The 12113-nt window shown below is 64.1% G+C and carries 11 protein-coding genes; all 11 read right to left on the reverse strand.

Annotated features, from left to right (window positions below):
* Positions 1-75 precede the first annotated feature (75 nt).
* The 11 genes from lpxB to frr all read right to left on the reverse strand — a co-directional run bounded on the left by lpxB (position 76) and on the right by frr (position 12110).
* On the reverse strand, positions 76-1266 hold the full coding sequence (gene lpxB / locus KMZ68_RS14815; protein ID WP_215616345.1) for a lipid-A-disaccharide synthase: 1191 nt from the start codon (positions 1264-1266) through the stop codon (positions 76-78).
* Positions 1266-2120 carry an LpxI family protein gene (locus KMZ68_RS14820; protein WP_215612034.1) on the reverse strand — a complete coding sequence of 285 codons (855 nt, stop codon included), beginning with the start codon at positions 2118-2120 and terminating at the stop codon, positions 1266-1268. Before KMZ68_RS14820 ends, lpxB begins: the two co-directional genes overlap by 1 nt.
* A gap of 22 nt (positions 2121-2142) precedes the next feature.
* Positions 2143-2946, reverse strand: coding sequence for an acyl-ACP--UDP-N-acetylglucosamine O-acyltransferase (gene lpxA, locus KMZ68_RS14825; protein WP_215612035.1), 804 nt, complete (start codon positions 2944-2946; stop codon positions 2143-2145).
* 205 nt (positions 2947-3151) lie between these two features.
* Positions 3152-3613, reverse strand: a complete 462-nt coding sequence (gene fabZ / locus KMZ68_RS14830) for a 3-hydroxyacyl-ACP dehydratase FabZ (protein ID WP_215612036.1) — start codon at positions 3611-3613, stop codon at positions 3152-3154.
* Positions 3613-4680: a UDP-3-O-(3-hydroxymyristoyl)glucosamine N-acyltransferase gene (gene lpxD / locus KMZ68_RS14835; RefSeq protein WP_215616346.1), complete on the reverse strand. Its 1068-nt coding sequence runs from the start codon at positions 4678-4680 to the stop codon at positions 3613-3615. The genes fabZ and lpxD overlap by 1 nt, the downstream gene beginning before the upstream one ends.
* 127 nt (positions 4681-4807) lie before the next feature.
* Positions 4808-7333 carry an outer membrane protein assembly factor BamA gene (bamA, locus tag KMZ68_RS14840; RefSeq protein ID WP_215612037.1) on the reverse strand — a complete coding sequence of 842 codons (2526 nt, stop codon included), beginning with the start codon at positions 7331-7333 and terminating at the stop codon, positions 4808-4810.
* A 172-nt stretch (positions 7334-7505) separates the two neighbouring features.
* Positions 7506-8657: an RIP metalloprotease RseP gene (gene rseP / locus KMZ68_RS14845; protein WP_215612038.1), complete on the reverse strand. Its 1152-nt coding sequence runs from the start codon at positions 8655-8657 to the stop codon at positions 7506-7508.
* Positions 8658-8701: 44 nt separating this feature from the next.
* Positions 8702-9925: a 1-deoxy-D-xylulose-5-phosphate reductoisomerase gene (gene dxr, locus KMZ68_RS14850; RefSeq protein ID WP_215612039.1), complete on the reverse strand. Its 1224-nt coding sequence runs from the start codon at positions 9923-9925 to the stop codon at positions 8702-8704.
* Positions 9926-9929: 4 nt separating this feature from the next.
* The gene (locus tag KMZ68_RS14855; RefSeq protein ID WP_215612040.1) at positions 9930-10775 is read right to left on the reverse strand and encodes a phosphatidate cytidylyltransferase; all 846 of its coding nucleotides are present in this window, start codon (positions 10773-10775) and stop codon (positions 9930-9932) included.
* Positions 10772-11530: an isoprenyl transferase gene (locus tag KMZ68_RS14860; RefSeq protein WP_215601785.1), complete on the reverse strand. Its 759-nt coding sequence runs from the start codon at positions 11528-11530 to the stop codon at positions 10772-10774. The genes KMZ68_RS14855 and KMZ68_RS14860 overlap by 4 nt, the downstream gene beginning before the upstream one ends.
* A 16-nt stretch (positions 11531-11546) precedes the next feature.
* Positions 11547-12110 (reverse strand): ribosome recycling factor, encoded by a 564-nt coding sequence (gene frr / locus KMZ68_RS14865; protein ID WP_215601784.1) that lies wholly within the window; start codon positions 12108-12110, stop codon positions 11547-11549.
* Positions 12111-12113 lie beyond the last annotated feature (3 nt).

The following is a 12113-nucleotide window of genomic DNA, read 5'->3' on the forward strand; positions in this document are numbered from 1 at the left end:
GCAGCCAAGAGATTGCATTTTGGAAGCCGGATGCAGTCGCTGCATCCGGCTTCCGCATTTTTCAGTTCTGCGATTTCAATTCGTCCGCCGCGCCTTTCGCAACGCCGCCAGCACGATATCGGCGGCCCGCGCGCTGGGCGACTGGTCGCCGGTCGACATGATCCGGTCGATCCCGGTAAAGGCTTCGAGCTGCCGCCGCCGCAGCGGCGAATCTTCGAGCACGTCGCGCAGCGCGCGCGACAGCTTCTCCGGCGTGCAGTCCTGCTGCAAGAATTCCGGCACGACGTTCTCGCCGACCACCAGGTTGGCCAGAATGACCGACTTCACCTCGATCAGGCGCAGCATGATCCAGGCCTCCAGGGCACCGGTCCGGTAGGCCGTGACCATCGGCACCCCGGAAAGCGCCAGCTCCAGCGTCACCGTGCCGGACTTGGCAAGTGCTGCGCGTGCAATCCGGAACGCCGCGCGCTTGTCCTGCTCGCCGAGCACGATCCGCGGCTGGACCGGCCAGCCCTCCACGCCTTGCCTCACCGCCTCGAGCAGATGCGGCATGGTCGGAAGGATCAACTCGAACGCCACGTTCTGTGCCTGCAGCAGGCCGAGCGTTTTGCCGAACACCGCCATGTGGTGCCTGATCTCGCTGCGGCGGCTTCCCGGCAACACCAGCAGGACCGGCGGCGCTTCATCGCGGCGCTTCTGCTCGTCGGCCCCGGGCCGCAAGCTCCCGAGCTGCTCGATCAGGGGATGGCCGACATAGCTGCAGGGCGGGCCGCGCAGCTTGCGATATTCCTCGGGCTCGAAAGGCAACAGCGCCAGCACGTGATCGACATAGGCGCACATCGCGCGTGCCCGGCCGGGCCGCCAGGCCCAGACCGAGGGCGAAACGTAATCGATGATCGGTATCGCAGGATCCTTCGCCCGGACGCGCCGCGCCACGCGATGGGTGAAATCGGGGCTGTCGATGATCACCAGCACGTCAGGGGACGCCTGCATCACCGCCGCGGCGGTCTCCCTGATATGCCGCAGGATCATCGGCAACTGCTTGACGACCGCCGCCAGTCCCATGATCGACAGCCGTTCGATCGGAAACAGCGACACCAGTCCTTCGCGCGCCATCGCCTGGCCGCCGATGCCTTCGAAGTGGACGGCGCCACCGAGCCGCTGGCGCAACACCTTCATCAGGCTGGCGCCGAGCCGGTCGCCGGATTCCTCGGTCGCAATCAGGAATATCTTTCGCGCGACATTGGCGGGGGCTCGTGCCGGAATCACGCGGGCAACCCCGTCACGAACAGGCCTGCCGCGTCTGCGGCCTCGATCATGGCCTGCGGCTCGACGACAATCGTATTGCCGGCGACGACGGCGATCCCGGCAAGTCCGGCCTTGATGGTGCCTTCGACGGTTCGCGGCCCGATGGTCGGAAGATCGAAGCGCAAGTCCTGGCCGCTCTTCGGCGCCTTCACCAGCACGCCCCGCGCCGCCTTGGCGCGAATCCGGCCCTCGTCGCGCAGCCGTGCGACGCGCGCCAGGAGGCCGTCGGTGCCCTCGATGTCCTCGACCCCGACCACGTGGCCGTCGATCACCACCGCGGCCTGACCGATATCGAACGGGCTCAGCGCCCGCAGCACGTCGCGCCCCCTGGCGATGTCGGCGGCGGCTCTTTCATCCGGCGCCTTCCGGGTCAGACATCCCTCGGGCACCAGCAGGTCCGGGGCGACGTCCTTGATTCCCACCATCCGGAATCCGTCCTGTTCGAGAATGCGGCCGATGCCGGACAGCAGGTGATCGTCGCCGCCGCGGAACGCCGCCCACAGACGGGCGAGGACGCGTAGTGTGCCCCAGTCCAGCCGGATCTCCGACAGCGCCGGCCGCACCAGCGTGCCGATGAAGACCAGATCGCGGCAGTTCTCGCTGCGAAACAGCTTCACCGCCCGGCCGACCTGGCCGACCGAGATCCAGTGATGGCGAAAGCGCGTCACCCGTACCGGATCGCAGGCGCCCTTCAGCGCGAACAGGACGGGATGGATGCCGCGTGCGATCAGCGAGTCCGCGACCGCGAACGGCATGACGCCGCCGGCCGCGACGATGCCTACGGGCGATGGGTCCAAAGCCGCGTTCGTCATGACTGCCCCCGGGACGGCAGCATCAGGCAGCTTTGCCGGCCTTCGAGGGCTGACACAACTCGCGATGCTTTCCGGCATCTATGAAATCGAGAATTTCGGCAATCGCGGGATCCGTGCCCGCCAGATGCCGTGCCGCATCCAGGCGCTCGGCAAACACGCCCGGGCCGTGAAACAGCTTCAGGTAAAATGACCGCACTTTCGCGAGGCGCTCGCGGCTGAACTTGCGGCGCTTCATGCCGACGACGTTGAGGCCGGTGAGGTGAGCGAACTGGCCGTTCACAAGGCCGTACGGAATGACATCACCGCGCACGGCAGTAAGGGCGCTGACCATCACCTGCGAGCCGACGCGGCCGAACTGATGCACCGCCGACAGGCCGCCCATGAAAACGAAATCGCCGACCTCGCAGTGACCGCCCAGCGTAGCGGAGGTCGCGAAAATTACATCATTGCCGACCACGCAGTCATGTCCGATATGGCTGCAGTTCATGAAATAGCCGCGATCGCCGACGCTAGTGATGCCGCCGCCGCCGAGCGTCCCGGCGCTCATGGTCGATTGCTCCCGGATGGTGCAGCCCTGGCCGATCTCGAGCCTGGTCAGTTCGCCGCGATAGGCCAGCGATTGCGGCGGCGTTCCCAGCGAAACGAACGGATAGATCGTGCAGCCCTCACCGATCGTGGTCTGCGCGGTGACGTAGACATGCGCCAGCAGCTTGCAGTTGGCGCCGATCACGACGTGGGGGCCGATGACGCAATAGGGACCGATCGAGGTGCCCTCGCCGATCACGGCGCCGTCCTCAATCCGCGCGGTGGGATCGATCCTGATCATTGTCCGCTATTCGCCAATATCGCCGTTGATGTGCTCAGGTTTTCCGGTGGTTACCGCGACGTCCCGATACTGTCTAGTGACGTATGGTTACGCTGTGTTTCGGCACGCTTGGTTCGAAGACGATCGGCCCGGCATCGGCTGCGCTTCAGAAATGAGCTGATTTACCGAAGCGGCGCGCCCCGAGGCCTGCCGCCGATCGCGTTGATCAGTCGGTCAGCATCGCGCCAACGTCGGCCTCGGCAGCGGTCACGCCGTTGACGATGGCGTCGCCGTGAAACCACCACATCGCCTTGCGGCGGCCGATGCTGCGCATGTGGTATTCGATGGTATCGCCGGGCATCACCGGCTTGCGGAATTTGCACTTGTCGATGGTGAGGAAATAAACCGCGCGCGGCTTCTCGGTGCCTTCGACCGACTTGATGCCGATCACGCCGGCGGTCTGCGCCATGGCTTCGATCATCAACACCCCCGGGTAGACCGGACGATCAGGAAAGTGCCCGAGGAACGGCGGCTCGTTGATGGTGACGTTCTTGATGCCGATGCCGCTGTAATCGGTCCGGATCTTGACGACCCGGTCGATCAGCAGCATCGGATAACGGTGCGGGAGCGTCTTGAGGATCTCATTGATATCCACGAGCTCGAATCTGACCGCTGCCTCCTCCACCATCACTCCCGCCCCTCGCCCTTCGGATCCGCTGCGCTATCGCGCACCAGACGCTCCACTGCAACGATCTCCCGGAACCACTGCCGGGTCGGCTTGGCAAAGTGACCTCCCCAGCGCCCGTTTGCTGGGATGTCGTCCTTGACCGCGCTCATCGCCGTGACCTGGGCCCCGTCGCCGATCTTGAGGTGGTTGTTGATCCCCACCTTGGCGCCCAACGCCACATTGTCCCCAATCGTCAGGCTGCCCGCGAGCCCGATCTGGGCCGCGAGCAGACAACGCCTGCCGATGGTCACATTGTGGCCGATCTGGACCTGATTGTCGATTTTGGTGCCTTCGCCGATTACGGTGTCGCGCAGGCTGCCGCGATCGATGGTGGTTCCGGCGCCGATTTCGACGTCGTTCTGGATCAGGACACGGCCGGTCTGCGGCACCTTCAGATGGCCATCCGGGCCGAAGAAGACGAAGCCGTAGCCGTCCTGCCCGATGCTGCAGCCGGGATGGATCAGGACGTTGTTGCCGATCAACGCCGACTGGATCGCCGTATGCGCGCCGACATTGCAGTCCCGGCCAATCCGGACATTGGCGCCGATCACCGCCGCCGAGCCGATCACCGTCCCCGCGCCGATTTCGACGTTCGGCCCGATCACGGCCAGGGGATCGACCACCACGCCGTCCTCCAGATGCGCCGTCGGATCGATCACGGCGGACGGTGCGATGCCGTCATTGCCGAACCAGGATTGCGGGCGAAGGGCGTCGCGGTAGAGCTCCCGCGCGATCTTGACGAACTCGCGGAAAGGCTGCGCCGCGCGCAGAACCGCGACATGGGCGGGAACGCTGGCCTCGAACCGGGGGCTGACCAGACAGGCGCCCGCCTTCGTCGCAGCGAGCTGGTCGGCGTATTTCAGGTTGTCGAAGAACGCCAGATGCATCGGGCCGGCTTCTTCGAGCGAAGCCAGCCCCTTGACCTGTTGGCCACCGCGCGACGGATCGACCAGAGCCGCATTGGTCAGCGCGGCGAGTTCGGCCAATGTCATGGAAGGCGGTTGTTTGGAGAATGTCGGCTGCGCCATTCCACCCGTCGCGGTCTGGCCGGTCATTGAACGAGAGCCCCGGTTCTGATGAATCACAACCGGGGTCTATCACTATTTTGACGCGTTTTCTTCACGCGAACCGGTATCCACTTCGCTTGAAGAGGCTTTAGAACGATGACGAGCCGCCAAACTTGAATTGCTGCACCCGGTCATACTGGCCCTTGGTCAGCGGAACCGCGTAATCGAAGCGCAGCGGGCCGAACGGCGACGCCCAGATCAGGCCGACGCCGACCGAGGAGCGGACGACATTGCCGCTGTCATACACCAATCCCGTGCAGGATCCGGCCGGCAGCGGAACAGTCGTTCCGGGAATACAGCCGGGCGCGTTAACTTCGTTGGTAAAGGCCCAGGATGTCGGCCCCTTGTAATCATATAGCCCGCCCGCGTCGGCATAGACCGCACCCTTGAGTCCGATCTCCTTCGGCAGGAACCAGAACGGCATCTGCAGCTCCGCCGACACGCCCCAATATTTGGTGCCGCCCAGCGAGTCGCCCGTGCCGTAGGGGTTAATGTCGCGCGCACCAATACCGTTAGGGGCGAAGCCGCGGACGAGATTGGGACCCATCTGGAAATGATCCAGCATCCGGAGGCTGGTGTTCCCGACCTGGGTCAGGACGCCACCCTGGACGTGGATCAATCCGACGATGTCGGAAACCAGCGGGGTGTAATACTTCGCGTCGACCGCGGTCTTCAGATAGCTGACGTCGCCGCCCACGCCGGCGAAGTCCTGCTTGAAATCGACCAGCAGGCCCTCGGTGGGGTTCTTGTTGTTGTCCAGCGTGTTGTAGTTGAGCGTATAACCGACCGCCGACGTCAGCGTCTTGCCGTTCTCCAGTTCCTTGCGGACCGGCAGCGACGCTTCACCGTCGACGTAGCAGCCCAGCGCCGAGGTATTGAAGGCGCTGGCGGGGTTCCCATTGGCCAGGAATGCGGGGTTGGGATTGTAACTCGAACTCGTCAGATCGTTGTTACAATTGCGCAGCCTGGACGGCAGCGAGACGTTCTGCTGGTAGATCGAATAGCGGACCTGCAGTGACAGATCTTCGCGCAACGCGAAGCCGAGCCTCGGGCTGAAGCCGATGGTTTTGGTGCCGTAGGAAATATAGGAGTTGGCGAGCTGTTCGCGCTGGAACAGGTCGAGCCCGAGCGCGACGCGATAGTCCAGCAGATAGGGCTCCACGAACGACAGCGTGTAACCGCGCGCGTACTGGCCATAGGTCACCGACGCCTTCGCAAACAGGCCGCGGCCGAGGAAGTTACGCTCGGAAATGCTGACCTCGGCGAGCGCGCCGTCGGTCGTCGAATAGCCGCCCGATACCGAGAAATCGCCGGTCGACTTCTCCTCGAGATCGACCACCAGGATTACGCGGTCGCTGGAGGACCCCGGCTCGGAAGTGATTTTGACCGACTTGAAGAAATCGAGATTCTTCAGGCGGCGCTCGGCGCGATCGACCAGCGCGCGGTTGTAGGCATCGCCCTCGGACAGATCGAATTCGCGGCGGATCACGTAGTCGCGGGTGCGGGTATTGCCGCGCACATTGATGCGCTCGATATAGGTCCGCGGGCCTTCGTCGATGGCAAAGGTGATCGAGACGGTATGCGCCTCGAAATTGCGATCGCCGCGCGGACGCACGATCGCGAAGGCGTAACCGCGACGCGACGCCTCGATCTGCATTTCCTCGACGGATTTTTCCAGCGCCTCGGCATTGTAGAGCGAGCCGACATTGACGCGCGAGAAGCTGCGCATCGTATTGCCGTCGAGGGTGCCGATGCTGGAGGCGAAATTGACCTGGGCAACCCGGTATTGCTGACCCTCTTCGATCTTGAAAGTCACCAGGAAGCCCTTGCGCTCCGGATCGTATTCGGTCAGCGCGGCGATCACCTGGACGTCGGCATAGCCGTGCTTCAGATAGAAGCGGCGGATCAGGTCGCGGTCGGCTTCGACGCGGTCCGGATCGTAGACGTCATTTCCGCCCAGGAAGCTCAGCAGGTTCGATTCGCGGGTCTTGATGACGTCCTTGAGGCGATACGAGGAGTAGGCGACGTTGCCGATGAATTCGATCGATTTGACGCCGGTTTTCCCGCCCTCGGCGACCGTGAAAATCAGATCGACGCGGTTGTTCGGCTGCTCGATGATTTCAGGGGTGACGCGCACGTCATAGCGGCCGGAGCGGCGATAGATTTCGGCGATGCGCTGGGCGTCGGACTGCACCATCGGGCGCGACAGCGTGCCCCGCGGCTTGGACTGGATTTCCCCCGAAAGCTGCTCGTCCTTGACCTTCTTGTTGCCCTCGAAGGCAATGCGGCCGATCACCGGGTTTTCGACCACGGTCACCACCAGCCGCCCGCCCGCCTGGTTGATTCGCACGTCCTGGAACAGGCCGGTTTCGATCAGCGCCTTCAGGCCATCATCGATTCGGCCCTGATCGAGGCGCCCGCCCGGACCCGGCTTGAAATACGAACGGATGGTCTCGACCTCGACCCGCCGGTTCCCCTCGACCTGAATCGAGGCAGCAGTCTGCGCGATCGCCGAAGACGGCACCAGCACAGCGGCCAGCGTCCCAGCCACCGGCATCGCGAACATGATCAGGGCGGCAAACAAGCCCCCCCGCACTCGCATTCCAACATTCATGCGCAACGCGCCCTTGTCATTCCAGTGCCGGCCCGCACCCCACGAACCGGCAGATTCCCATTTGCTGCTCTGCTTGTAGCCAATTTTGCCGGAGGGGCAAACGTCCTATCGCAGTGCAATTTCAATTTCATTCCAAGACGTTGCCCATCGGCCACGTCACAAAAAAGCCGTTTCACGATGCCGCCAGGTGCAGGATGTCGTTATAGGTCGCAAACACCATCAGCATGAGGACCAGGCCCAGTCCGATTCGGAATCCCATTTCCTGCGCCCTCTCCGACAACGGGCGCCCACGCAGGGCTTCCACCGCATAGAACAAAAGGTGACCGCCATCGAGCAGCGGCACCGGGAACAGGTTGAGCAGCCCGATCGAGATCGAGAGCACGGCGGCCAGGTGAATCAGCGCGGCAACGCCGATGGTGGCGACCTGTCCCGATATCTGGGCGATCCGCAGGGGTCCGCCGACCTGATCGGCGGCTTCGCGCCCGGTGAAGACGCCGCCGATATAGGCCGTGGTGCGCTCGACCACGAACCAGGTTTCCTTGACGCCGAGCCACAGTGCGGTCGCGGGATCGACCCGCTCGGTCAGGACATCGCCGGGTGCAGTCGCGCGGGTGATTCCCAGAACGCCGAGCCGGTGAACGTTTCCGAACGAATCCTTCACTTCCCTGAGTTGCGGCGTGCCCTGCAATTGCAGCGTGGAATCACCGCGCTTGATCGTGAACGACAGCTGCTCGCCGGCCCGCGTGCCGACGATCCGCTGCATATCGGTGAAACTTCCGATGGTCTTGCCGTCGATCGACGTCACGACGTCGCCGGCCTGGAAGCCGGCCTTGTCCGCGGCACTGCCCACCTCGACCTTGTCGACGCGCGCCGTCGTGCTCGGCTTGCCGAAGAAGGTGAACAGGCAGGTGAAGATCACGATCGCGAGCAGGAAATTGGCGATCGGGCCGGCCGCCACGATCGCGGCGCGCGGTCCGACCTTCTTGTGATGGAAGCTGCCCGCCCGCTCTTCCTCGGTCATGCCGGCAAGCGTTTCCGACGACGGCGTGGAGGCCTCGCTGTCGTCGCCGAAGAACTTCACATAGCCGCCGAGCGGAATGGCCGAAATCTTCCAGCGGGTGCCATGGCGGTCGTTGAACCCGGCGAGTTCCGGCCCGAAGCCGAGCGAGAACGTTAACACTTTCACGCCGGCCCAGCGGGCGACCAGGAAGTGGCCGAGCTCATGGAAGAAGACGACGATGGTCAGGACGAACAGGAAGGGAATGATGTAGCCAACGAATCCATGGCTCAACGTATTGAAACTATGAAGAAAAAACTCGGACATTCGATTCCCCTCAAGCAGAGCCGAAAGCCCTGTCCCCCAACCCTCTAGGATGCCTTTAAGGCAATTTGAGGCAATAGGGTGGCAGCTCTATTTCGCGCAATATGGTCAACGGCAATGGCATCGTCCGCCGAGGTCAGCGGGGCCAGATTTCCGGAGCGAACCCAGTCGTTCATGGTGGCTTCGACCAGCCTCGCGATCGCACCGAACCTGATCTTGCCGCCGATGAACGCCGCCACCGCGACCTCGTTGGCGGCGTTGAAAACCGTGGTCGCGCCGCGCCCGGTCCGCAGCGCGTCATAGGCCAGCCGAAGTCCCGGGAACCGGCCGAAGTCGGGTTCCTCGAAGGTGAGCTGGCCGATCTTGGCAAGGTCGAGCTTGGCGGCAGGTCCGACGATGCGGTCGGGCCAGCCCAGGCAATGCGCGATCGGCGTGCGCATGTCGGGCGCGCCCAATTGGGCGACGACGGAACGATCCGAGAATTCGACCATGCCGTGGATGATCGACTGCGGGTGCACCAGCACGTCGATTTCGTCGGGCGTCAGCGCGAACAGATAGGAGGCTTCGATCACCTCGAGGCCCTTGTTCATCATCGACGCGGAATCGATGGTGATCTTCTGCCCCATGCTCCAGTTCGGATGCTTCAAGGCCTGCGCCAGCGTCGCCTGTTCGATGTCGGCGGCGGCCCAGGTCCGGAACGGCCCGCCTGAAGCGGTGATGATGACACGAACCAGTTCTTCGCGATTGCCCGAACCCAGCGCCTGGAACAGCGCGTTATGCTCGGAATCCGCCGGCAGGATGCAGGCCCCGGCTTTCGCCGCGCGCTGCATGAAGAAATCGCCGGCACAGACCAGGCATTCCTTGTTGGCGAGCGCCACGCTTGCGCCGCGATCGACCGCGGCAAGCGCGGGCTTCAGTCCGGCGGCGCCGCTGACGGCGGCCATCACCCAATCGGCCGGACGCGCGGCGGCCTCGATGATGGCGCTCTCGCCGGCGCCGCATTCGGTGCGGGTACCGGCCAGCGCGTCCTTCAACGCGCCGAGGCGTTCGGGATCGGCGACCGCCGCAAATCGCGCGCCGAATTCTTTTGCGAGCTTCGCCAGTCCCTCGACATTGGTATTCGCGGTCAAAGCCTCGACCTGATAGCGGTCGGGCGAGGCCCGAAGCAAATCCATCGTACTGTCGCCGATCGAGCCGGTGGCGCCCAGCACGGTCACGGTGCGCACGGTGGAAGCCGTGGCCTTGTTGTTACGCAACGGGACTGCGCTCATTTTTTCACCAAACCATAAGACCGCGGCCGACGCCATCCGCGCCACCCCGCAAAAGGCCGAAAATCGCCGCCAGGACGATCGCGGCGATGAAGCCGTCGAGACGATCCATCAACCCGCCATGCCCGGGAATGATGTGACTGGAATCCTTGACGCCGAAGCGCCTTTTTACTGCGGACTCAAAGAGATCGCCGAGCTGGGACGCAATCGAGAGCACCGCCCCCAATAGCAGCAGCGGGACGGTTTTGCCGAGTCCCAGCGCCGCGAAGGCGGCGGCGATCGCCAGGCTCGCCGCAAAGCCGCCGATCGCGCCCGCCCAGGTCTTCTTGGGACTGACCCGCGGCCACAGCTTGGGTCCGCCAATGCCGCGGCCGGCGAAATAGCCGCCGATATCGGTCACCCACACCACCAGAAGGACCAGCATCAGCGCGGCAAACCCTTGCGCCGGATCGAGACGCACCAGCACCGATGCGATCTCGGCTGCGGCAGCGTAGGCAAATCCGGTCGCCGTCCAGATGCGACGTTCCGGCGAGAGCAGCGCGACCGCCGCAAGACCAATGGCGAGGACAATCAGCGCGGCATCGATCCGCCCCACTGCGAAGCAGAGCCCGGCAGCGGCAAGGGCTGCAGCGCCCGGCGCCATCACGCGCATCTCGCGCGCCGCTCCCACGATCATCAGCCATTCGACATAGAGACCGACCGCGGCGAAAGTCGCCGCCGCGGCCCATAGCCATCCGCCGGCATAGGCGATGGCAATCGCCAGCGGCGCAAGCACAAAGGCTGCGGCGACGCGCATCACGAGATTGCGCGATCCCTGCTCGCTCGCCGCCGGCGCGGCTTTGCCCTCGGTCACGATCCGGTTTTCGCGGCCAGACCGCCGAAACGGCGCTCCCGTCTGGCATATTCGGCAATCGCTTCCTCGAGCGCGGCCTTGTCGAAATCGGGCCAGTGGATCGGCACGAAGACGAGTTCGCTGTAGGCGGCCTGCCACATCAGGAAATTCGAAAGCCGCTGCTCCCCGCTGGTGCGAATGATCAGATCGGGATCGGGAATGTCGGGGGCGTCGAGATAGCGGCCGAGCGTTTCGGCATCGATCGACGACGGATCGCGCTTGCCCTCCGCGACCTCGCGCGCCAGCCGCTGCGCGGCGTGGGCGATCTCCTGGCGCGATCCGTAGTTGAAGGCGACCACGAGATTGAGCTTGGTGTTGGCCTTGGTGAGTTCTTCCGCCTCGTTCAGGAGCGCGCAGATATCCGGTTCCAGTCCGTCGCGCTCGCCGATCACCCGCACCCGCACCCCGTCGCGGTGTAACGTGGCAAGGTCGTTGCGAATGAAGCGTCGAAGCAATCCGAAGAGGTCGCCGATTTCGGTCGCCGGACGCGACCAGTTTTCGGAGCTGAAGGAAAAAATCGTCAGATAGAGGATGCCGAGTTCGTTGGCGGCACGAACCACCCGCCGCAACGCATCGACGCCGCGGCGATGGCCTTCCGCGCGCGGCAAACCGCGCGCCGCCGCCCAGCGCCCGTTCCCGTCCATAATGATCGCCACATGCAAGGGAGCGCCGGACGGATCCGGTGCTTCGGTTGCGGGGGCGGCGGCGTTCGTCATCGGTCAATCCTTAGGGCTAAACGGTGAGGATTTCCTTTTCCTTGGCCGCAAGCAACTGATCGATTTCCGAAATCGTCCCGTCGGTCGCCTTCTGCACATCGGTGGCGAGACGCTCCTGATCGTCCTCGGAAATCTCGTGATTCTTCTCGAGCTTCTTGACCGTATCGAGGCCATCGCGACGGACATGGCGAACCGCGACACGCGCGGCTTCGGCATATTTATGCGCGACCTTGACCAGCTCCTTGCGGCGCTCCTCGTTGAGCTCGGGAATTCGCAAGCGGAGCACCTGCCCTTCGGTGGCGGGACTCAAACCCAGATTGGAATCGACGATCGCCTTCTCCACCGCCTTGACCATCGACTTGTCCCATACCTGCACGGAAAGCAGCCGCGGTTCGGGAACGCTGATGGTGGCGAGCTGGTTGAGCGGCATGTGGGTGCCGTAGGCGTCGACCTGCACCGGCTCCAGCATCGAGGCTGCGGCACGGCCGGTTCGCAGACCGCCCAGCTCGTGCTTGAGCGCCTGGGTGGCGCCCTGCATGCGGCGCTTCAATTCGTTGATGTCGAAACTACCCGTGGGCATTAC

Source organism: Bradyrhizobium sediminis, from assembly GCF_018736105.1.
Classification (GTDB): Bacteria; Pseudomonadota; Alphaproteobacteria; order Rhizobiales; family Xanthobacteraceae; genus Bradyrhizobium.

What these genes read in the sequence shown, in the direction of transcription:
- KMZ68_RS14820 (WP_215612034.1), bottom strand. Translation starts at nt 2,120, where the DNA reads ATGACGAACGCGGCTTTGGACCCATCGCCCGTAGGCATCGTCGCGGCC.
- lpxA (WP_215612035.1), bottom strand. Translation starts at nt 2,946, where the DNA reads ATGATCAGGATCGATCCCACCGCGCGGATTGAGGACGGCGCCGTGATC.
- fabZ (WP_215612036.1), bottom strand. Translation starts at nt 3,613, where the DNA reads ATGGTGGAGGAGGCAGCGGTCAGATTCGAGCTCGTGGATATCAATGAG.
- lpxD (WP_215616346.1), bottom strand. Translation starts at nt 4,680, where the DNA reads ATGGCGCAGCCGACATTCTCCAAACAACCGCCTTCCATGACATTGGCC.
- bamA (WP_215612037.1), bottom strand. Translation starts at nt 7,333, where the DNA reads ATGAATGTTGGAATGCGAGTGCGGGGGGGCTTGTTTGCCGCCCTGATC.
- rseP (WP_215612038.1), bottom strand. Translation starts at nt 8,657, where the DNA reads ATGTCCGAGTTTTTTCTTCATAGTTTCAATACGTTGAGCCATGGATTC.
- dxr (WP_215612039.1), bottom strand. Translation starts at nt 9,925, where the DNA reads ATGAGCGCAGTCCCGTTGCGTAACAACAAGGCCACGGCTTCCACCGTG.
- KMZ68_RS14860 (WP_215601785.1), bottom strand. Translation starts at nt 11,530, where the DNA reads ATGACGAACGCCGCCGCCCCCGCAACCGAAGCACCGGATCCGTCCGGC.
- frr (WP_215601784.1), bottom strand. Translation starts at nt 12,110, where the DNA reads ATGCCCACGGGTAGTTTCGACATCAACGAATTGAAGCGCCGCATGCAG.